Annotated in this window: 20 protein-coding genes; 14 read left to right on the top strand and 6 right to left on the bottom strand. The window is 70.4% G+C overall.

The annotated features are described in order from the left end of the window. Nucleotides 1-63 precede the first annotated feature (63 nt). From OHS81_RS03240 to OHS81_RS03225, 4 genes are all read left to right on the top strand, one after another. On the top strand, nt 64-276 hold the full coding sequence (locus OHS81_RS03240) for a hypothetical protein (RefSeq protein ID WP_328382234.1): 213 nt from the start codon (nt 64-66) through the stop codon (nt 274-276). Nucleotides 277-442: 166 nt separating this feature from the next. Continuing rightward, complete coding sequence (ctaD, locus tag OHS81_RS03235; protein ID WP_443058645.1) at nt 443-2,176, top strand: aa3-type cytochrome oxidase subunit I; 1,734 nt, start codon at nt 443-445, stop codon at nt 2,174-2,176. 12 nt (nt 2,177-2,188) lie between these two features. Continuing rightward, the gene (locus tag OHS81_RS03230) at nt 2,189-2,542 is read left to right on the top strand and encodes a hypothetical protein (protein ID WP_328382233.1); all 354 of its coding nucleotides are present in this window, start codon (nt 2,189-2,191) and stop codon (nt 2,540-2,542) included. A gap of 322 nt (nt 2,543-2,864) precedes the next feature. Next, nucleotides 2,865-3,275, top strand: a complete 411-nt coding sequence (locus tag OHS81_RS03225; protein ID WP_328382232.1) for an Asp23/Gls24 family envelope stress response protein — start codon at nt 2,865-2,867, stop codon at nt 3,273-3,275. A gap of 86 nt (nt 3,276-3,361) precedes the next feature. Here the strand turns inward: OHS81_RS03225 and OHS81_RS03220 are convergent, their stop codons facing one another. From OHS81_RS03220 to OHS81_RS03210, 3 genes are all read right to left on the bottom strand, one after another. Then, on the bottom strand, nt 3,362-4,669 hold the full coding sequence (locus tag OHS81_RS03220; RefSeq protein WP_328390871.1) for an NAD(P)/FAD-dependent oxidoreductase: 1,308 nt from the start codon (nt 4,667-4,669) through the stop codon (nt 3,362-3,364). A gap of 237 nt (nt 4,670-4,906) precedes the next feature. Continuing rightward, nucleotides 4,907-5,389 carry a DUF5709 domain-containing protein gene (locus OHS81_RS03215; RefSeq protein WP_328382230.1) on the bottom strand — a complete coding sequence of 161 codons (483 nt, stop codon included), beginning with the start codon at nt 5,387-5,389 and terminating at the stop codon, nt 4,907-4,909. A 118-nt stretch (nt 5,390-5,507) separates the two neighbouring features. Then, on the bottom strand, nt 5,508-5,924 hold the full coding sequence (locus OHS81_RS03210; RefSeq protein ID WP_328382228.1) for a DUF2795 domain-containing protein: 417 nt from the start codon (nt 5,922-5,924) through the stop codon (nt 5,508-5,510). A gap of 326 nt (nt 5,925-6,250) precedes the next feature. On the opposite strand from OHS81_RS03210, the gene OHS81_RS03205 reads away from it, so the two are divergent. Next, on the top strand, nt 6,251-7,390 hold the full coding sequence (locus OHS81_RS03205) for a baeRF2 domain-containing protein (protein ID WP_328382226.1): 1,140 nt from the start codon (nt 6,251-6,253) through the stop codon (nt 7,388-7,390). A gap of 163 nt (nt 7,391-7,553) precedes the next feature. On the opposite strand, the gene uriT is transcribed toward OHS81_RS03205, so the two are convergent. Continuing rightward, nucleotides 7,554-8,996: a uridine transporter UriT gene (gene uriT / locus OHS81_RS03200; RefSeq protein ID WP_328382224.1), complete on the bottom strand. Its 1,443-nt coding sequence runs from the start codon at nt 8,994-8,996 to the stop codon at nt 7,554-7,556. Continuing rightward, entirely contained in the window at nt 8,993-9,940 is a 948-nt protein-coding gene (gene uriH / locus OHS81_RS03195) for a uridine-preferring nucleoside hydrolase UriH (protein WP_328382222.1), read from the bottom strand. The genes uriT and uriH overlap by 4 nt, the downstream gene beginning before the upstream one ends. 347 nt (nt 9,941-10,287) lie before the next feature. Here uriH and OHS81_RS03190 point away from each other — a divergent pair, with 347 nt between their 5' ends. Together OHS81_RS03190 and OHS81_RS03185 are read left to right on the top strand one after the other, a co-directional pair. After that, the gene (locus OHS81_RS03190) at nt 10,288-11,349 is read left to right on the top strand and encodes a LacI family DNA-binding transcriptional regulator (protein WP_328382220.1); all 1,062 of its coding nucleotides are present in this window, start codon (nt 10,288-10,290) and stop codon (nt 11,347-11,349) included. A 267-nt stretch (nt 11,350-11,616) separates the two neighbouring features. Further along, entirely contained in the window at nt 11,617-12,564 is a 948-nt protein-coding gene (locus tag OHS81_RS03185) for a hypothetical protein (RefSeq protein WP_328382218.1), read from the top strand. A 203-nt stretch (nt 12,565-12,767) separates the two neighbouring features. Here OHS81_RS03185 and OHS81_RS03180 read toward each other — a convergent pair whose 3' ends face one another. Then, nucleotides 12,768-13,193, bottom strand: coding sequence for a DUF779 domain-containing protein (locus tag OHS81_RS03180; protein WP_328382216.1), 426 nt, complete (start codon nt 13,191-13,193; stop codon nt 12,768-12,770). 386 nt (nt 13,194-13,579) lie between these two features. Between OHS81_RS03180 and OHS81_RS03175 the strand changes: the two genes are divergently transcribed. From OHS81_RS03175 to OHS81_RS03145, 7 genes are all read left to right on the top strand, one after another. Then, complete coding sequence (locus OHS81_RS03175; RefSeq protein WP_328382214.1) at nt 13,580-16,498, top strand: helix-turn-helix transcriptional regulator; 2,919 nt, start codon at nt 13,580-13,582, stop codon at nt 16,496-16,498. Between the two features lie 315 nt (nt 16,499-16,813). After that, entirely contained in the window at nt 16,814-17,194 is a 381-nt protein-coding gene (locus tag OHS81_RS03170; protein WP_328382212.1) for a hypothetical protein, read from the top strand. Between the two features lie 91 nt (nt 17,195-17,285). Continuing rightward, nucleotides 17,286-17,981 (top strand): hypothetical protein, encoded by a 696-nt coding sequence (locus OHS81_RS03165; protein WP_328382210.1) that lies wholly within the window; start codon nt 17,286-17,288, stop codon nt 17,979-17,981. A gap of 44 nt (nt 17,982-18,025) precedes the next feature. Next, nucleotides 18,026-18,412 carry a hypothetical protein gene (locus OHS81_RS03160; protein WP_328382208.1) on the top strand — a complete coding sequence of 129 codons (387 nt, stop codon included), beginning with the start codon at nt 18,026-18,028 and terminating at the stop codon, nt 18,410-18,412. Between the two features lie 39 nt (nt 18,413-18,451). Further along, nucleotides 18,452-18,835 (top strand): hypothetical protein, encoded by a 384-nt coding sequence (locus OHS81_RS03155; protein WP_328382207.1) that lies wholly within the window; start codon nt 18,452-18,454, stop codon nt 18,833-18,835. A gap of 139 nt (nt 18,836-18,974) precedes the next feature. Then, a complete protein-coding gene (locus OHS81_RS03150) occupies nt 18,975-19,550 on the top strand; it encodes a PadR family transcriptional regulator (RefSeq protein ID WP_328382206.1) in 576 nt (191 codons plus the stop codon). A gap of 125 nt (nt 19,551-19,675) precedes the next feature. Continuing rightward, nucleotides 19,676-21,397 carry an acyl-CoA dehydrogenase family protein gene (locus tag OHS81_RS03145; protein ID WP_328382204.1) on the top strand — a complete coding sequence of 574 codons (1,722 nt, stop codon included), beginning with the start codon at nt 19,676-19,678 and terminating at the stop codon, nt 21,395-21,397. Nucleotides 21,398-21,420 lie beyond the last annotated feature (23 nt).

Here is a 21,420-nt window from a genome sequence, read left to right as displayed (position 1 = left end):
ATGTTCACCCGAACCAGCGGCCTCGATGGCCAGGCCCGAGAGCTCGGATACCGAGAAGGCGTCGTGCGGAAACCCCGGGACCGCACCCTGCTCCGTTACGACCTTGATCCCCGCGATGCCGGCCGTCGGATGACCGCGGTACGCGCCATGGGCGAACTGCTCTTCGCCGCCGGTGCCCGGGAGGTACTGACCGGCATTCCCACCGCGCCGCGCGCCCGTTCCCGCATCCTGGCCGCTGCTCTGGGCGTCGCGGAGCGAGCGGTGGCGGTGGGGTGAGCGGTGGCGACGGGGGTGCAAAGGCGCCGCGCCGCCGCCCGCGGCCGCACACCGTGCCCTTGATGTGACTGATGGTCTGCGGCGGCGAGCCTCTTTGGCGTCTTCCTGGGTGTCTGTACCGTCAGCTCGGCAGGGGGGCGACCGCGGGCGATGAGGAGTGCGGACCGTGACAGCCGTTCAGCAGACGGAATCCCTGCAACCGGTCAAGCGGCGGCGGCATGCCGGGCGCGTGGTGGTGGACTGGCTGACGACCACCGACCACAAGACGATCGGCACGCTCTACCTGGGCACGTCGTTCGGGTTCTTCATGGTCGGCGGAGTTCTGGCGCTCGCCATCCGGGCGGAGCTCGCCCGCCCGGGGCTGCAGATCCTCTCGAACGAGCAGTTCAACCAGGCCTTCACGATGCACGGCACCGTCATGCTGCTGATGTTCGCGACTCCGCTGTTCGCCGGATTCGCGAACTGGATCATGCCGCTGCAGATCGGCGCGCCCGACGTGGCCTTCCCGCGGCTCAATATGTTCGCCTACTGGCTCTACCTGTTCGGCTCCCTGATCGCCGTGAGCGCCTTCATCACACCGGACGGGGCCGCCGATTTCGGCTGGACCGCCTACACCCCGCTGTCCGGCCCCCTCCGCAGCCCCGGAACCGGCGGCGACCTGTGGGTGATGGGCCTGGCCTTCTCCGGTTTCGGCACCATCCTGGGGTCGGTCAACTTCATCACGACGATCATCTGTATGCGCGCGCCGGGCATGACGATGTTCCGGATGCCGATCTTCACCTGGAATATCCTGCTGACGGCCGTGCTGGTGCTGCTCGCCTTTCCCGTGCTGGCCGCCGCGCTGCTGGTGCTGGAGGCGGACCGGAAATTCGGTGCGCAGGTCTTCGACGCCGCGAACGGGGGCTCCTTGTTGTGGCAGCACCTCTTCTGGTTCTTCGGCCACCCCGAGGTGTACATCATCGCGCTGCCGTTCTTCGGCATCGTCACCGAGATCTTCCCCGTCTTCAGCCGTAAGCCCATCTTCGGATACATCGGACTGATCGCGGCGACGATCACCATCGCGGGGCTGTCGGTCACGGTCTGGGCGCACCACATGTTCGTGACCGGCGCGGTACTTCTGCCGTTCTTCTCCTTCATGTCCTTCCTCATCGCGGTCCCGACCGGGGTGAAGTTCTTCAACTGGGTCGGCACGATGTGGCGCGGCTCGCTGTCCTTCGAGACCCCCATGCTCTGGTCGATCGGGTTCCTGGTGACCTTTCTCTTCGGCGGCCTGACCGGCGTTCTGCTGGCCTCACCGCCGATGGACTTCCATGTCTCCGACTCGTACTTTGTCGTGGCCCACTTCCACTACACCGTGTTCGGCACCGTGGTCTTCGCGATGTTCGCCGGGTTCTACTTCTGGTGGCCCAAGTTCACCGGCAGAATGCTCGACGAACGGCTCGGAAAGATCCATTTCTGGACCCTGTTCATCGGTTTTCATCTCACCTTTCTCATCCAGCACTGGCTGGGTGTTGAAGGCATGCCGCGCCGTTACGCGGACTATCTGGCGTCCGATGGCTTCACCACGCTGAACACGATCTCCAGCATCGGCGCGTTCCTGCTGGGTCTCTCGGTACTGCCGTTCCTCTACAACGTCTGGAAAACGGCCAAGTACGCCCCGAAGCAAGCGGCCGACGACCCGTGGGGCTTCGGCCGCTCCCTGGAGTGGGCCACCTCGTGCCCGCCGCCGCGCCACAACTTCACCACGCTGCCCCGGGTCCGCTCGGAGTCCCCGGCCTTCGACCTGCACCACCCCGACGTCGCCGCCCTCGAAGACGCCAGGAAGGGCGCGCGGCGCGACGTGTCCGCACCGCACGTGCCGGGCCGCACCGACCGCCCTTCGGGGGACGAGCCGCGCTGAGCGGGGTACGCCATGACCGACCGCAGCACGCCGGACAGCCGCACCGTCCGGGCGGGTATCGCCGACATCGAGGGGTACCTGCTCTGGCAGGCAGAGACCGACCGCGCCCGCGCCGACGCCGAAGCCTTCGTCGACGCCCTCGACTGGCCGACCACCGCCCAACGGCAGGAGCTGGTTCGCCTCTTGGCCCTCCGGCAGCTCGATCTCTCGCAGCGGGCCGTCACCCGTATCGCCGGCCGGGCGCTCCAGCTCCGCCGGGAGTACCAGCAGCGCTATGACTGCCTCAAACGCCGTGTCCTGGCGGCCGTGTTGGCCGTGCTGGCGGCCCTGGTGCTGCTGAACCTCCTGCTGCTCGACGTGTGCTGAGCGGTGCCGTGACCCGGCAGGGGCGTGGCCGGGAATCCGCCCCGGCCGGGCCCCGCGGGAGACCGGCCGACTACGACGGGCCGGCCCGGACCGAGCACGGCATGGCCGCGTGAGGTGCCGGGGGCCCGCCGAGGGCCCGCAAGCGGACAAAATTCCTTGCCGGACCGGCAAAGGGCGGGATGGCGCCGGGCTGGCGCCGGGGTACCGGTGCCTGCCCCGCCGCCGTCCCGCCCCGCTTCGGGAGGCAGCGTCACCCGTACGGCCATAGCGTGAAGAGAGGGTCCGAAGACTTCCCCTCGATGGAGCGAAGAGGTGAGGCGCGATGACCGAGTCCGCAGAGCGCGGGGCGCGGAACACCGGGAACCTGGGGCGGACGACCATCGCCGACGGTGTGGTCGCCAAAATCGCCTTTCTGGCAGCCGCTGAATCCGACGGGGTCCATGCCCTCGGCAGCGGATTTTCGAGATCGGTGGGAGCCCTGCGCAAACGCGTACCCGGCGGAGGTACGACCACCGTGCACGGCGTCAAGGTCGAAGTCGGCGAGAAACAGGCCGCGGTCGACCTGGACCTCGTCGTCGATTACGGCGAGGTCATCCCCGAGGTGGGCAGAGCCGTGCGCCAGAACGTGATTTCCGCGGTCGAGGTGATGACCGGTCTCCAGGTCGTGGAAGTCAATATCGCGGTGAGCGATGTGTGGCTCCCCGAAGAGGAGGAAGAGGAAAGGGTGCAGTAGGGGGGAGCCCTGTGAGGGGGCGCTGTGAAAGTCCCCTTGACCTCCCCCTTGGAATCCCCCTTGAACTCCCCCTTTGAAAACACTCCCTACGTCGTGGCGGACTCGCCTCCCGGCAGGCGCGGCAGCTCGGGGGCTTCCGTGTCCAGCGGCACCGACCAGGAGTTGAGCAGACCCAGCTGAACACCGGAGCGCGGAAGCACGGCGTCAAGGATCCAGTCGGCGGCAACCCTGACGCGGTTGCCCGGCATCGCCATCAGGTGATAGCCGCGGGTGACGGCCGCGGCGAGCGGGCCGGAGACCGGAAGGTGCAGGGGATTCGCCGCGGCCTGCACACCGCCCAGGTCGACCATGAACCCCAGGTCGTGGTGCTCATACGCACGCGGTGAACCCTGGCCGCAGGACGCCGCGACATTGTGCGCCGCGACCTTGCCCTGCCGCTGGGCGTGCTGGGCGGTCATCGGCGTCACCTCGCCGGGGCGCGTCAGGTCCGGTACGGCCGCCGCGTCACCGCACGCGAACACCTCCGGCCTGCCGGGTACGCCCAGGAACGTGTCCACGCACAGGCGCCCCTTGTCGGTGGGCAGCCCCAACGAGCCGACCAGCGGATCGGGCCGTACGCCCACACACCAGATCAGGGAACGGCTGTGGATGAACTCGCCGTCGTCGAGCAGCACCCCGTCGGCGGTGGCCTCCTTGACCGAGGTGCGGGTGCGGATATCGACGCCACGAGAGCGCAGGACCCGGTCGGCGGTGTGCGACAGCCGTTCGTCGAGTCCGGGCAGCAGCCGGCCGGCGACGTCCAGCAGCAGCCAGCGGGGGCGTGGACCGTCTTTGAGTCCCGCGTTCTGCCGGGCCAGGTCGGCGCTGAACAGCACTCCGTGGGCGGCGACTTCGGTGCCGGTGTACCCGGCACCGACCACCACGAAGGTGGTCCTGGCGGACCGCTCGGCCGGGTCCTCGGCCGCACCGGCCAGTTCGATCTGGCGGGTGATGTGGTCGCGCAGGTACAGCGCTTCGGGCATACCGCGGAAGCCGTGGGCATGCTCGGCGACGCCGGGGACGGGCAGCAGCTTGTTGACGCTGCCCACCGTCAGGACCAGCCGGTCGTAGGACAGCGTGCCCTTCTCGCCCTCGGGGCCGGTGTAGCGCACCTGACGGGCGTCGAGGTCCACGTCGTGGGCCTGTCCGAGGACGAGCCGGGTGCCCGGCAGGTTCCCGGTGAGCGATACCGCGATCCGGCGGGGTTCGAGAATTCCGGCCGCCACTTCCGGCAGCAGCGGAACGTACAGAAAGTAGTCATGGGGGTTGAGGAGCACGATCTCGGCGGCTCCCCTGGCCAGCCGGGAGAGCGTACGGGCGCATGCGAACCCGGCGAAGCCGGTTCCGACGATCACGATCCGAGGACGACGTCGCTTCACGTGGACTCCTGCGGTCGAGGGGTGCTCCGGCGCCGGACCGGGCACGGCGGTTGCGGTCCGGTGTGACGGACGGCCCGCGCAGGTACACCGAGGGTGTGGTGCCCTGTCGGCCAACCGGTGAGCGGCCGGATACACACGGTGGTACCGTGCCGCTCCGCCGTTCGGCCGGAAGGGAATGCCTGCGGGCCACCGGAAGGGAACCCCCGCGGGCAATCAGCCGCTCTCCCGCTCCCCGTCCCCCGCATTGTCCCGCGCGATGTGCACCGCCGCCTCCTCCGCCGACGCGGCACCGCCGTCGATCCCGACGTCCCGGGCGGCGATGTCATTGCTGCCCCCGCGCCAGAATCCCTCGTCGGAGCCCACGAGCCGGCCGGCCCGCTCCTCGCCGCATTCGAGGTCCGTGGGTTCCCCCACCCCGCCCGGCACATCGCCGATGCCGTCGCCGTCGGGCGCGCAGACGTCCGGTACCTCCACCGCCAGCCGGTGGTCGAGCGTCTCGCGGTCGTGCAGCTCCCGCGCGGTGGTCCCCTCGTGGTTCACCACGAAGGGCCGCTCCGGAGGCGAATAGCCCGTGTCCAGCGTCTCGTCGAGATCCGGCTCGTCCAGGGCGTCCTCCATGTCGAGCTCGTTGGGGTTGTCCTGGGGGTCGGATCTGGGCGGCTGATAGACCTCGTCGCCCATTGCGTCGTCGGACATAACCGCCCTCCTTCTCCGCCTTCGCCGGCCCGGCCGCGGGGTGCGGCCGGTGCGTGTACAACCGATTGTCCGCCTCCTGGCGTCCGGCGGCAGCGCCAGGAGGCACGCCCCGTCCGTCTCAGGCGCGTCGGTGTTCCGTCGCGATGCCGACGGCCTCGGCGATGCTCTGCACATTGCCGAACCGCTCGTGTGCGGGCAGCCGCTCGGCCATCGAGACCAGCCGGTCCGGAGCGTTGTTCCGCCGCAGGGTCTCGATGATCGCGTACTTGTCGGCCGGATACAGGCTCCGCCCGAGGTGCTGGGCGAGTTCGGAACGCAGCCCGACATCCCGCTCGCTCATCCCGCTCGGCGTGCCGCCCCTGAAGTCGCTCTCGGGGGACCACGCCGCCACCGGCTGGTCCTCTCCCGCAGGCTGGAGTTCGTGCTCCTCATCGGTCCGCAGGGAGCGCTCCGCCGTCAATTGCCCCCGCAGTTGCTTCTTCATCACGTCATCCCGGGCGGGGCCGGTCTTGTCCGTGCCGTGTTCCATGACCATGGGTGCCTCCGGCTCTACGAGTCGTACAGACCCGACGCGTTACTCCCAGTTTCCCTGGTCCCCCAGCCGTAACAACCCGACGGCGCCCTTCACCACCCGGTACCACCCGGCGGTGGCCTTTTCCCCCGCGCACACGGAAATCATCCGGGCATGCGCGCAACGTGACGGCAGATGCATATGCCCGCCATGCATATGGTTTTCGGGAACGGGAATTCGTAAGGCACCCAGCCCCATAACGGCACACCGATGACACCGGCCGCACACCGATGACAGCCCACCACCACGGGAGAATCCGCGGAATCCGAGGAAGCCAAGGAGGCAGCGCCATGCGACTCTCGCTCCTGAAACCGGTCATCAACCGGCCGGGCCCCTGGGCATCCGTCTATGCCACCGTCCCGCTCAGCACCGAGGACGCCGCAAAGCAGCAAGAGTTGACGGCGAGTGCCACCACGGCGCAGCTGTTCGCGCTCGGCGCGGACGAGGCCACCTGCGGTGCCGTGCACGAGGCCCTGCTCATGCCGCAGGAGGGCAGTCGCGGGGCGCACGCCGGACGGGTGTTGTTCGCCGCCCACGGTGAGATCGTGCTCGACACTCCGCTCCCCGGGCCCCCGGCCACTCCCTTCGCGGCCTGGGGCCCGGTGCCCAGGGTCACTCCGCTGCTGGCGGCCATCGGCGACGACCCCGTCTGCCTCGTGGTCCGTCTCGACCGGACCGGGGCGGATTTCGCCCTCGTCGGCGAACGGAGTGCCGGGAACACCGGCCGGCACAGCCGCAGCGCATCGCCCCTGCCCCGCACCGCCGCGGGCGACCCGTGCGAACGCCACTTCCGGACCACGACGGAGAACACCTGGGAACACAACGCCGGGGAGATCGCCGGCGCGGTGCGCGAGGCCTTCGAGAAGAGCGGCGCCGAGGCCGTCGTCCTGATCGGTGAGGCGCGCGAACGGCACCTGGTGCACGAGAAGCTGCCCGAACCGCTGCGTGCCCTCACCTATGAGAGTGCCCACGGCGGACGTGCGCCCGGTGCCGAGAGCGCCCTGGTGGACCGGGACATCGCCCAGGTCAGAGCGGTACAGGAGCGCGAACACATCGCACAGGTGGCGGACCGCTTCCGCACCGGCGCAGGGCCCGGGAACGAGAGCGCCCCGCATGCCGCGGCCGGTATCCCCGCCCTGATCGAGGCGGCGCGGGAACACCGGATCGACACCCTGCTGGTCAGCCCGCACGGCTCGGACATCGCCCGGCAGGTCTGGGTGGGCTCCGACGCCGACCAACTCGCCGTACGCGGAACGGAGTTGTCGTACCTGGGAGAGGAACATCCCGCGGTCGCCCGGGCGGACGACGCCCTGGTGCGGTCGGCGGCCGCGACCGGGGCCGACATCGTGGTGGTCCGGGACCCCGACCGGGCACCGACCGGCGGGCTCGGCGCCATCCTGCGGGGGACGGCGGACGCGGGGCCGGAGTGATCCGAGTGCCGGGTGGCCCCTTTCGGCACGCCGTACCGGGGACGCCGGCACCACCTCCCCGCGCGCCGCGCCCGGGACGCCGTACCCGGGATGCCGGCACGGCACCGCCCGCCGGCCGGAGTCCGGCGGCGGGCGGCGAGTGAGCGGTGGTCGGCGTGTGCCCTCAGTCCTGGGCTTCGGCGGCCACCGGCTTCGGGATCAGGAAGGACGTCGCAATGGCCGCGGCGAGGATGACCACGCCTGCGATCATGCCCGCGGTGTAGCCGCCGGGTGACGACGGGTCCGCCGGGGTGGCGGCGGTCTTGACCGCGTACAGGACGGCGAAGCTGAGGCCCGCGCCGAGGTTGAACGCGCCCGCGTTGAGGCCCGGCAGGAAGCCAGGGTTCTCGGCGGGGGAGAGGACGATGCCCAGCCCGTTGAGGACGATGTTCGCCACGCCTGCGTAGGCGATGCCCACCAGGACGGACGTCACCAGCAGCAGGACCTGCGCATGGCTGTGCATGGTGAGCAGCATCAGCACGACCGTCGCCACCGACCCGACCAGCCCGCACCGCAGGATGCGGCCGTAGCCGAAGGTGGCGGCGAGACGGCCGGCCAGCGGGCCCATGGCCAGCCCGGCGAGCGCGTACGGCGACAGCGTCCACCATGCGGAGGCCTCGGCGCTCATCCCGAGCCCGGCCTGGGCGTCCTGGGCGAAGGCCGGGATCAGACCGTTCATCACGGCGAACACACCGGTCATGGTGAGCACGGTCGTCAGCAGCGTCGCCCAGGTCGCGCGCTGCTTGAGGTGCCTGGTGGCGACCAGGGGGTGCCCGCTGCGGTTCTCGGTCCGCCAGAACAGCGCGAAGGCGGCCGCGGACAGGACGAGGAGGACGGCGATCAGCGGCCAGTCGGCGGCGGCCAGCTTGCCCGCCTCGTTGAGTGCGATCAGCAGCGAGCCCACGGAGACGACGAGCAGCGCGACCCCGGGCCAGTCCATGCGGGTCGCCGCCGGCGCCCTCGACTCGGGCGTCAGGGCCGCGACCAGCACGGTGGCCAGGGCCGCTACGGCCGCCATCGCCCAGAAGACCGACCCGAAGCCGTGCCGGTCGGCGAGGTAGCCGCCCGCGAGGGAGTCGACACCGGCGATACCGCCGTTGACGGCGGTGATCACACCGAGCAGGGTGCCGTACCGCTTGGGCTCCTTCACCTCGACCCGCAGCATGATCAGGCACAACGGGACGACCGGACCGCAGACACCCTGGATGACGCGCCCGGCGAACAGCATCGGCACGCTGGTCGCCAGCGCGGCGACCACACATCCGACGACCATCAGGCCGAGCATGCCGGCCAGTACCCGGCGGCGGCCGATGACATCGCCCAGCCGTGGGAGGAACAGGGAGAACAGCGCCGCAGACGTGAAGAACGCGGTCTGGGTGAGGCCGATCTCGGCGGAACTGGCGCCGAGGGAGTCCTCGATGTTCTTCAGCGCGGGGCTGAGCATGCTGGCGTTGAGCTGGAAGGCGAAGCACGCCGCGAGCAGCGCCGCGACCAGGACACCTATCCGGACGCCGGACCCGCCGCCGTCCGTCGCCTCGGCGGGGCGCCGGGAGGTGGAAACGTTCATGCCTCGATGTCACCGATCCGCTCGAGCGCGTCCACGACGAGGTTCCAGAACCGCTCGTGGTCGAGCTTGACCGCGACCTGGGTGGTGCAGTCCTCCGGGGCGGGCGCACGGAAGTCCGTCACGGTCATCCCGACGGTCAGCGCGCCGCGCAGCTCGATGTCCACCGGGGCCTTGCGTACGGTCATCACGTCCGGGTCGATGACATAGGCGACCGCGCACGGGTCGTGCACCGGCGGGTGGTCGAAGCCCTGGTTCTCGCGGTAGGCCTCGCGGAAGAAGTCCAGCAGCTCCAGGACGAAGCGGGCGGGCGCCGTGCCGACGGCGGCGATCTTCTCCTCGACGGCCGGGGTGGCCAGTGCCTGATGCGTCAGATCGAGGCCGACCATGGTCACCGGCCAGCGCTCGTTGAAGACGATGTGCGCGGCCTCGGGGTCGATGATGATGTTGAACTCGGCGACCGCGCTCCAGTTGCCCTCGTGGTAGCCGCCGCCCATCAGGACGACCTCGCGGACCCGCTCGGCGATCCGCGGTTCCTTGCGTACGGCCAGGGCGATGTTCGTCAGACCCGCGGTCGGGACGATGGTGATCTCGCCGGGCTCGTGGGACATCACCGTGTCGATGATCAGGTCCACCGCATGCCGGCGGTCCAGCCCGAAGGCCGGTTCGGGCAGGTCCGGACCGTCGAGACCGGTCTCGCCGTGGATGTCCGGCGCCGTCTCGATGGCCCGCACCAGCGGACGCGGGCAGCCGGCGGCAAAGGGCACGCCCGTGATCCCGGCGATGCGCGCCACGGACAGGGCGTTGCGGGTCACCTTCTCCAGCGTCTGGTTCCCGACCACGGTCGTCACGGCGACCAGCTCGACGTCGGGATTGCCATGTGCCAGGAGCATGGCGATCGCATCGTCATGCCCCGGGTCGCAGTCGAGGATGATCTTTCTGGCCAACGGAGGAGCCCCTTTGCTCTGCTGCTCGGAAAAGCGGTGATGAAGGTGTGGTGTGTGCGGGCCGGTATGGGCTCCGGCGCACAGCGCGCCCGGCGGTCACCCATGGTGAGCCCGGGCGTGGAGTCAGCCGGCGAGCGAGCAGCATGGAAAACGTTCTCCGGAAACTTGACCCATGGGCCCGCGGGTTGTCAATGGTTCAATCTCTGGTCATCCGGACGTTATCGGGACGAAGAGCGGAGGCGATGGCCGGGGGGTCCGCCTGTGACGGGACAACGTTTGCCGGGCGGACAAGGGGGCGTATGCTCCCTCCGGTTCGGGCGGGCCGAACCGGAGGGAGCCGGGAGACGGTGGCCGAAGTCACGTTGAGGGATGTCGCGCTGGCGTCGGGCTGCTCCATTGCCACGGTCTCCCGCGTCCTGGCCGGCACCCGCCCGGTCGGCGCCGAGACCGCACGCACCGTACGCGCGGCGGCCGAGCGCCTGGGCTACCGGCCCAACCAGGTGGCCCGAGCCCTGCGCAGCCGTTCCACCGGCACCGTCGGACTCGTGCTGCCGCAGATCACCAACCCGTTCTTCCCCTCCCTCGTCCGGGAGCTGGAGCACGCCCTGCACGCCGAGGGGCGGGCCGTGCTCCTCGCCGACTGCGACGACGACCCGGCGGTCGAGGCGGCCCGGATCAACGCGTTCCTGGGGCGGCAGGTCGACGCCTTGCTGCTGATACCCGTCGACGAGCGGCGCAGCCGGGAAGCGGTGGCCGGTGCGGCCGCCCGGGTGCCGCTGGTGCTGCTCGACCGCGGCTGCGGACCCGGTGTCGCCGACTCCGTCGCCGTCGACAACGCGGCCGGTATGGCCCTGGTGCTCGATCACCTGGCTGCCACCGGCCGCCGCCGCCCGTGCTTCGTCGGTGCGGCCGGGACCGCGTCGGCGGCGGTCGAACGGCGCGCGGCCTACGAGGCGGGCGCCGCGGCGCTGGACCCCACCGCGCCTGGACGCATCGCACTCGGCGACTTCTCGGTGGAGTGGGGGCGGGCTGCCGTCGACCGCCTCTGGCCGTCCCGCCCGGACGCCCTGATCTGCGCCAACGACCTCATCGCCGCCGGTGCGCTGCAACGGCTGCGGCAGCTGGGCGCGGAGGTACCGGGCGAGGTCGCGGTCACCGGCTTCGACGACATCCCGCTCGCGGGCCTCGCCGACCCGGCGCTGACCACCGTCCGCCAGCCGGTCGGCGAACTGGCCGCCGAAGCCGCCCGCCTGCTGAACCGCCGCCCGGCCGGAGCGGAGCCGGGGCCGCGGCGCACGGTCCGGCTGGCGCCGCGGCTGGTCGTACGGGCCTCCAGCGCCTCCGTCGGCGCGCCCGGCGGGCCCGGCAGCGGCAGCGACGCGAGGGCGGGGAGACCATCCCGGCCGTAGCTGATGCTGCTTCAGCTGAAGACCTGGTGACACGTCATACCGTCGGCCCCCGGCCGTATTTCTCCGGAAGTCCGCCCGTTCCCCCATCCCTCCCTGCGCTTCCCCGGCCCCTCCTCGTCCCCCTCGTCCCGCCGGCCCCGCCACCTGGCCACCCTGCGCCCGGTCACCGCCCGGGGCGGCGGACAGCAGGGCGACGTGGGCGGCGACGCACCCGTTACGATCGGCCCATTCGAGGCCGTCGTTCGTGGCCGCTGCCGGGAGGAAGAGATGGGCCTGTTCCGCCGAGGACCGAAGCGGGATCCCCGCGACCTGGCACGCGACGGGGAGTTCGGCTTCTTCTCCGAGCGCGAAGGCGGCGTCTTCAGATCGCAGGTCCGGCAGGCCTTCGCGGAACAGGGACTCGAAGTCACCGCGTATGCGGGTGTGGTCACCGACTCCGCGGGCCGGCAGTTCGGCCTCGGCAACCTCGCCGCGGTGTGCCACCGCGACCGGCGCGGTGAGCGCAGCTGGCCCGCCCTGATCCGGGATCACGTCGGCAAGGTGCTCCGTACGATGGACGGCCCGCAGCCGCTGGAAATCCTCAGCGCCGACGAGATCCGGGCCTGCCTCTACCCCCGTGTGGTCGCCCAGGAGACACTGCCCGCCTCCGACTCCTTCCGTTACGGCCGCGCACCGGCGCCGGGGCTGCGGGAAGTGCTCGCCCTCGATCTGCCCGAGGCGGTGCAGATGCTGAGCGAGGACTCGCTGACCGATCTCGGGGACGTGGCGGAGCTGCGGATCCGGGCGATGAACAATCTGCGCGCGCTGCCGGTCGAGGGGCATGAGACGGTGCGGCGCGGTGACGGCTCGGCGTTCGAGGTGCTGCTCGGCGACTCCTTCTTCACCGCGAGCCGGGTGCTGGTGCTGGACGAACTGGTGCAGCGGCTGATGGGCACCGAGCTCACCCCGGACGGCGCGCTGGTCGCCCTGCCCTTCCGCCATCAGCTGGCCTTCCACCGTATTCACGATGCCCAGGTCGTCCCGGCGTTGCAGGCCATGGCGCAGTTCGCGGCGGCCGGCCACGAGGACGCGGCGGGCGCCATCAGCCCCAGGGTCTTCTGGTGGCGCCGGGGTGTGATGACTCCGCTGAGCGAGCCGTCCGGCGGCGGACTGCGGGTGGTGGCGGACGCGGACTTCCAGGCGATGCTGGAGCGGTTGGTGCAGGACGACGCCTGAACGTCGACACGAGGCGGGGCACGACCGTGCAGAGCACGCACAAAATTTTCTTGCGGAAGTTTCACCGTGAGGGAACCCGGGACGCCATCCACCCGTTTTAAAGAGTGAGGCCCCACGCTCTCCCCCGTGCGTGGGGCCTCACTGTGTTCTCCGGCTCGCCTCGGCCCCTCCCCAGGAGGGGTCTCCCCTGGCGCCGCGTGGCCTCAGTCGCCGAGACCCGCCCGTTCCTCGTCGGTGAACAGCCGCGAGCGGATCAGAAAGCGGACGCCCTCCGGCGCCTCCAGGGAGAAGCCACTGCCCCGCCCCGGTACGACGTCCACCGTCAGATGGGTGTGCCGCCAGCGCTCGAACTGGTCCCCGGACATCCAGAACCCCACCGGCTCCGGCACACCCTTCACGGTCAGCCGGGCCAGCAGCACATCCGACGATCCCGTACGGAACTCCCCGGCCGGATAGCACATGGGGGCACTGCCGTCACAGCAGCCGCCGGACTGGTGGAACATCAGCGGGCCGTGTTGGTCGTGCAGCAGACGCAGCAGTTCGGTCGCCGCCGCGCTGAGCGCGATCCGTGAAGTTCCCTCCGCAGCGGCGCTCCCGGCGGCCGCAGGCGGCTCCTCGCCGCCGCTCATCACCACCGCCCCGGCTGTGTCGCGGAGCCGTTGACCTGCGAGTTGTCGGTCTCTTGTCGGTACACGTGCGGTTCCTCTCCTGACCGGCCACAACGGACAGTGCTCCGGGGACGGCGGCGGGCCGGCCCGGCACGGGCCGGATCACGGTCACCGAGATCATGGTCACCGAGCCGCCACGGAGGCAGTGCCTCAGTTAACCCCCTGCAACGTTGCGAGGTGGTTGCACACGACGGCGGGCCGCGGATCCGTCGGGGACCGCCGGCCGCCGAAGATCCCCCGCGATCGTGCCAAGGGGCGGCGGCCCGGATCCGCATGCCCAGCTCAGGCAACCGCGGTGGGCATGGCAACGTCTCGAACAGCAGATGCGCAAGACGAGAGTTGAGCAAGTGGTGACGTTCGGACATTCCCGCGATGCATGCGGTGACGACTGGCCGCTGGTGGGGCGCGAACGCGAGCTCGCCGCCCTCGATGCCGTGGCCGCCGAGGTCCTGTCCGGCCGGTCCCGCGTCGTACAGCTCGAAGGGGCGGCCGGGGTCGGCAAGTCCGTTCTGCTGAGCACCTGGTGGGAGCGGAACGAGCAGTTCCGGGTGCTGCGGGCCCGCTGTCACCCCCTGGAGCGTGAATTCGCCTTCGGCGCGGTGCGACAGCTGTTCCGGCCCCTTCTGGCCGCGGTGTCCGAGACCGATCGCGCCCGTCTCCTGGAAGGCTCCGCGGCGGCTACGCTCCGGGCGCTGGACGACGCCGCCGGTACGGAACCGCTGCCGGAGGCGGCCAATGTGACGGCGTCGACGCTGCGGGGACTCGACACCCTCGTCGCCCGGCTCTCCCGCCGGGAGCCCCTGCTCCTGGCGGTCGACGCCCTGCAGTGGATCGACCAGCCGTCACTGCGCTGGCTGGTGCACTTCGCCGGACGGGCGGACAGCCACCCCGTACTGATCGCGGTGACCACGCGGAGCGCCGAGGTCAGACGGCTCGATCCGCTGCTGGCCGAGCTCGTCCGTCCCGCGAACTGCCACACCCTGGTGGTGGAGCCCCTGGACATCGCCGGTGTGGGACGGCTGGTGCGGACGCTCTGGGGCGCGGAGGAACCGGATGACGCCTTCTGCGCCGCCTGTCACGCCGCCACGGGCGGGCACCCGCTGTTCGTCCGGGCCCTGCTCCACCAGGCTCAGCGCAGCGGGGTGCGGCCGACCGCGCACTTCCGGGACCGGGTCCCCACGGTCACGCTGTCGACGCTCGCGGGGGAGATCTCGCACCGGCTCTGCCAGGCGTCCGGCGAGGTGGTGGAGCTGGCGCGGGCACTGGCGTTACTGGGCGACCGCAAACCGCCGGAGCTGCTTGCCGCGTACTGCGGAACGGGGCGTGCGGTGGTGCTCTCCGCGGCCCAGGACCTGCGGTCGCTGGGCCTGCTGCGCGCGGACGGCGACCTCCGCTTCACCCATCCGGTCGTCCGCGACACGGTGCTCGGGGTGCTGTCGCCCGAGGAACTCGGTGCCGGTCATGCGCGGGCGGCCCAGGTGTCCTGCCTCAGCGGGCGTCCCGACGAGGAAGTCGCGGCCCATCTGCTGGCGGCCGGTCCGGTACACGGCTCCTGGGTCCTGCCGGTGCTGCGCAGAGCGGCCGGCCAGGCCCTGCACCGCGGCGCACCGGAGACGGCCGTGACCTATCTGCGTTCCGCCCTGCACCAGCCGCTGGACGATGCCGAGCGCGCCCGGGTGCTCCTGGAACTGGGCACCGCGGCCAGCCATTACGATGCCGCGCTGGCCATCTCCTGTGTCACCGGCGCGCTCGAAGAGCTGACCGACGAAACGGCCCGCAGCGACGCGCTGGGGGTGCTCGCCTACTCGCTGCTCCTCTCCCGCGGCTCCCGTACGGACCTGTCGAATGTGGACCGGAAGATCGCGGCGCTGTGCGACCGGCGCACGGCGGACTCCGGGGGCGCCGACCGTGAACTGGCGCTGCGGATGGGGGCGCTGCGCGCATGGATGGAGTTCGAGCGGCCGTCCGTCACAGGCCCGGCACCGCCGCCGTCCCCCGGCACGGACGACGACCCGGCGGACCGCACCGCGGGAGAACGCCAACTGCTCGCGATCCGTGCCTTCCGCGCCCTGCGCGCCGCCCTGCCCGCCCCGTACGTCGCCGGTCTCATCGAGCGTGCGTCCGTCAATCTGCCGGCGTTCTCCCACGATCTGTTCCCGCTGCACTACTTCGTCGCCCAGACGCTGCTGTACCTCGACGAGCTCGATACGGCCGACCAGCTCAACCGCCATCTGACACGGGAGATCTCGGGCAGGGGCATGGAACTGCTCGTGTCCTCCCTGATGCTCTACCAGGCAGGGCTGGCGCTGCGCCGAGGCAACGTCACCGAAGCTCTCGCCACCGCTGAAACCGCCGTTGACCAGGCGTCCTCCACCGGGCGGCTCCCGTACGCACTGACCTTGGACACCCTCAGGATCGACGGCCTCCTCGCACAGGGCCGGACCGAGGCGGCCGAGCGGATCGCGGGCGCCCATGCCGTGGCCGGGCAGGCGGAAGTGGCCTGGGAGCGGCCCCGCTTCCTCATGAGTCTGGCGGCGCTGCGGATCGCTCAGGGCAATCCGCGGGCGGGGCTCTCGCTGCTGCGCGAGTGCGGCCACCACTGCGAGGCCGCGGGGATCGTCAGCCCCGCGATGGCACCCTGGCGCTCCCGCTCCGTGGCCGCCCATCTCGCCCTGGGGGACACCGCGTCGGCCCGTACGCTGGCCGAGCAGGAGCTCGACCTCGCCCGGCGCTGCCGGATCCCCCGGGCCCTCGGGGTGGCGCTGCGGGGGACGGGACTCGCCACGAGCGGTCCTCGGGGGCTGGATCTGCTGGCCGAGGCCGTCGACGTACTGGGGCCGACCCCCGCCCGCCTCGAACTCGCCCGCGCGCTGGACGCCTTCGGGGCCGCCCTGCTGCACCGGGACGACAAGCGGGGCGCCAGGAGCGCCTTGCGCCGCGGGCTGGACCTCGCCGTGGGGTGCGGTGCCACGGTGCTCACCGCGCGACTGCAGGAGCGGCTGCACCTCGCCGGCGGGCGGGTCGGCAGAGCCGGGAGCGCGGGGGCCGGGGCGCTGACCGCGGGGGAGGAGCGCGTCGGCACCCTGGCGGCGCAGGGATACAGCAACAAACAGATCGCCGAACTGCTCGTCGTCTCGCTGCGGACCGTGGAAACCCATCTGACCGGCGCCTACCGCAAGCTCGGGATCGCGGGACGGCCGTATCTGGCGGCGGCCATGGCGGCTGCGGACCGCTCCCGCCGGGGGAGCGGCACGGCGGACTCCTGAGGCGCGGTCCCGGGACGCGTGTGCCCGGCCGGATCCGAAAGGCCCCTCACCTTCTGGCGAGGGGCCTTTCGGTATCCCGGCGGGCCGTCGCCGGCCCTGTGGTCGGGCAGGGGCAAAGAGCCGTGGCTCTCGTGGTCCGGTGCCGTGGTATCCCGTTTCCCGGGGCGCTTCTCGTGGTTACCCCCGGTCCCTTTCTCCGGGTACCGAAGTCTTAGCCCGAACCAATTGATTCGGCCGTCTCCTCATGACTTACTCAGATCTCACGACGTCGCATTCTTCCGATGTCGCAGGAGAGTTCAAGAGGGAGTGGCAACCGTGAGGTTCAACCATCGGGCCGTATTCGGTCTTCTCGCGGCGGGCGCCGCAAGCCTGTCGGCGGTACTCACCGCCCCCGCCGCCCAAGCGGATTCGAGTCACTACATTCAGATCACCAATCACGCCGGCATTCTCGCCAACACCTGCTACAAGTGGCGTGATGTCGAGGGAAAGGATTACTGCCACAACATGCGGAGTGTGAACACCACCTGGCAGGCGTATTTCCCCGACGGGGCGACCGGCGCAAAGATCGATCTCAGCACCAGCATCGTGGACTACGCCACGAGAGACAGTGCCGCGGTATTCGACACCAGCAAGAACCACTGCTTCGAAATCACGGGTCTCGTCGACCGGCCCAAGCTCACGGAAATCGGCTGCTGAACGCAGTAATCGCGGGAGTGCTGCCGTCGCGCTCTCCCGTGAACCGGGTTCCACTGCCCCGGGTCACCCCACCCACAGAGCGAGGAAAACGTTGATCTCCACATCCGCATCCCGCATCGGTATTGCCCTCGGTGCCGTCACCGTCGCGCTTGCCCTGACGGCGCCCACGGCATCGGCCGCCGATTCCACCGACATCAACGGCCACACGAACACGTGGCTGCAGGAAGGCAGCCCCTCCGTCACCTATGACAACGGCTACCAGGTGAACTCCGCTGACGAAGTCAAGCGTGCCATGGACCAGTGCAACAGCAGCGGTGTGTCCTGCTCGGCGACGACCGTGGAGTCCAAGAACGTCACGAAGTGGTTCGACGTGGAGAACACCGTCATGGGCGTGGGTCCCATTCAGAACTGCAGCGGAGGGCAGGGGGAAATAAACCAGACGCTCAGCGGAAGCAAGACCTTCACCTGGGGCTGGAACGTCGGCGTCAACGTCGATATCACCCTCGTCAAGGACAGGCTGGGAGTGGGGGCATCCGCGCAGTACAGCGAGACCAATGCCGAGTCGAAGAGCGGTGACGTCCGGATCACCATCAAGCCGGGGCGGAAGGGGATGCTGAAGCTGGGCCACGACATGGAGCAGCGCGTCTCCGATGTGCGGATCCAGGGCGGCGAGTTCGGCGGCGCGAAGATCACGGGTCTGCGCACCGAAATACCCCTCAGTGCGGCGGCCCGGGCGGACACCGACGAGGTCTCGTGTGACGGCGGAAAGCTGATGAACGGCAGCTGAGCCGCCGGTCCCCCCCTCGTCAACCCTCCCTGAAGGAGCACTCCGTGCGGAAAATCAAGAAGTCGGCGGCGTATGGTGCCGCCGCCCTGGGGCTCGCGCTGGCCGGAGCCGTCATGACGGCACCGTCGGCCGCCGCGGCGGGCTCGGGCAATTACATCGGGTTCACCAACAACGGCTGGTTCCTGGTCGACACCTGCTACCACTGGCAGGGCTCGTCGACCTCGGATTCGTGCGACTACGCGAAGCCCAAGGGCACCGACTGGCGGGTGGAAATCCCCGCCGACGCCCAGGGCGTCCAGCTCGAAGTGAAGGTGGCGGCCCAGATCGGGGGCGGCAATGTGACGCCGCAGATCACGGACCTCAAGCGCGGCCACTGCTACGAGCTGAGCGGTTACACCTTCGACCCGAAGATCGCCGAAAAGACCTGTTAGAGCATGTCCGGATCAGTGAAGCGAGAGGCGCATTCCCGTATGCGAAGCAGAAAGCGTTCCCTGACCTGTGGTGCCGCGGCACTCGGACTGGCGCTGGCCGGCGCGGTACTGTCCGCGCCGTCCGCCGTTGCCGCCTCGGACAACTACATCGCGTTCGAGCACAACGCCGGGTCTCTCATCGACACCTGCTACGAGTGGAAAGGCCCGGCGGGCATAGCGAGCAAGAACTACTGCCAGCACGACCGGCCGATCGGGACCAGCTGGAAGGGGTACTTCCCCGCCGAAGCGACCGGGGTCACGGTCACCGTCTACTGGACGGGCGGCTCCAAGCCCCTGTACATCAACGAGGCCGACAAGAACCACTGTTACAAGCTCGAAGGCACTCTGGTGTCCGGGATTCACGTCCTCGACGTCGCCTGCTGAGCGACTTCCCGGGGCCCGTCGGCGCATTCCGCCGGCGGGCCCCGCCGCATGCCCGCGCACGGGTGCACGGGGTGAGCCGCGTCTCACCCGGGCGGTGCCCACTTGTCTATGCAACAAGTTGCATAGAAGGATTCGGGGCATGGCGCTCGACCACGCGATCCTCGTCTCCCTGCTGGAGAAGCCGGGCTCCGGCTATGAGCTGGCCCGGCGGTTCGACCGGTCCATCGGATACTTCTGGACCGCCACCCACCAGCAGATCTACCGTGTCCTCAAGCGCATGGAGAGCGACGGCTGGGTCGATGTCCGCGAGGTGCCGCAGCAGGCCCGGCCGGACAAGAAGGAGTACTCCGTCGCCGCCCCGGGCCGGGCCGCGCTCTCCGGGTGGCTCCACGAGCCGATCGAACCCGAGAGCGTCCGGCACGACCTCGCCGTGAAGATCCGCGGCGCGGCGTTCGACGACCCGGCCGCGCTGATCCGTGAGGTCGAGCGCCACCACCAGGCGCACACCGACCGGCTCGCGCACTATCTCGCGGGGGAGCGGCGGGACTTCACCGGTCCCGAAGCCCCCGCCACGCCCGACGCCGGGCAAGAACTCCAGCATGTCGTGCTGCGCGGCGGCATCGCCTACGAGCGGATGACCCTCGCCTGGCTCGACGACGTGCTCGCCACCCTCCACCGACTCGCCGGACTCGACAGAGGCGGCCCCGGGCGCTGAACCGGCGCCGGCGTACCACCCGCCCAGCCGTCCACCGCCCAGCCGTCCACCGCCCCGCCGACCTCCGGCACGCCCCTGAAGCTTCCCGCCACCACCCGCAACCCGATCAGGAAAGGCGACCATCCATGGCCGACCAGCTGCTGTTCAACCCCCGCACCTACGACCCGGCGCACTTCGACCCCGAGACCCGCAGGCTGCTGCGTGCCACCGTCGCCTGGTTCGAGGACCGCGGCAAGCGCAAGCTGATCGAGGACTACCGCTCCCGCGCCTGGCTGGCGGAGTTCCTTGAGTTCTCCGCGAAGGAAGGGCTGTTCGCGACCTTCCTCACCCCGGCCTCCGCCGCCGACGGGCAGCCCGACAAGCGCTGGGACACCGCCCGGATCGCCGCCCTCAACGAGATATTCGGCTTCTACGGGCTCGACTACTGGTACGCCTGGCAGGTCACCATCCTCGGGCTCGGCCCGGTCTGGCAGAGCGACAACGCCACCGTGCGTGCGCGCGCGGCCGAACTCCTCGCCCAGGGCGAGGTGTTCGCCTTCGCCCTGTCCGAGAAGGCCCACGGCGCCGACATCTACTCCACGGACATGCTGCTGGAGCCCGACGGTGACGGCGGCTTCCGTGCCGGCGGCTCCAAGTACTACATCGGCAACGGCAACGCCGCCGGACTCGTCTCCGTCTTCGGCCGCCGCACCGACATCGAGGGCCCGGACGGCTATGTCTTCTTCGCCGCCGACAGCCGCCACCCCGCCTACCACCTCGTGAAGAACGTCGTCGACTCCTCCAAGTACGTCAGCGAGTTCCGCCTCGACGACTACCCGGTCGGCCCGGACGACATCCTGCACACCGGCCGGGCCGCCTTCGACGCCGCCCTCAACACCGTCAACGTCGGCAAGTTCAACCTCTGCACCGGTGCGATCGGCATCTGCGAGCACGCGATGTACGAGGCCGTCACCCATGCACAGAACCGCATCCTCTACGGCCGTCCCGTCACCGCCTTCCCGCACGTGCGCCGCGAGCTGACCGACGCCTATGTCCGCCTCGTCGGAATGAAGCTGTTCAGCGACCGCGCCGTCGACTACTTCCGCTCCGCCGGACCCGACGACCGCCGCTACCTCCTCTTCAACCCGATGACGAAGATGAAGGTGACCACCGAGGGCGAGAAGGTCATCGACCTGATGTGGGACGTCATCGCGGCCAAGGGCTTCGAGAAGGACACCTACTTCGCCCAGGCCGCCACCGAGATCCGCGGCCTGCCGAAGCTGGAGGGCACGGTCCACGTCAACCTCGCCCTGATCCTCAAGTTCATGGGCAACCACCTGCTGAACCCGGCCGAGTACGACGAGGTGCCCACCCGCCTCGACGCGGCCGACGACGCGTTCCTCTTCCGGCAGGGACCGGCCCGCGGCCTGGGCTCCGTCCGCTTCCACGACTGGCGCGCCGCCTTCGACGCCTACGCCGAGGTGTCCAACGTCGCCCGCTTCCGGGAGCAGGCGGACGCCCTGTGCGAGTTCGTCACCACCGCCGCCCCCGGCGAGGACCAGAGCCGTGACCTCGACCTCCTGCTCGCCGTCGGCCAGCTGTTCGCGCTGGTCGTGCACGGCCAGCTGATCCTGGAGCAGGCGCGCCTGACCGGCCTCGACGCCGATGTCCTCGACGAGCTGTTCGCCGTCCTCGTCCGCGACTTCTCCGCGCACGCCGTCGAACTGCACGGCAAGGATTCGGCCACCGCGGCGCAGCAGGAGTGGGCGCTCGGCGCGGTCCGGCGGCCGGTCGTCGACGAGGCCCGCTCGACGCGCGTCTGGGAGCGTGTCGAGGCACTGGCCGGGGCGTACGAGATGGCGCCGTAACCCCCTCCAGCCGCTTGTGGACC

The sequence above is a fragment of the Streptomyces sp. NBC_00400 genome (genome assembly GCF_036048035.1).
Lineage (GTDB): Bacteria > Actinomycetota > Actinomycetes > Streptomycetales > Streptomycetaceae > Streptomyces.
This window is presented reverse-complemented; position numbering and strand designations above follow the sequence as displayed.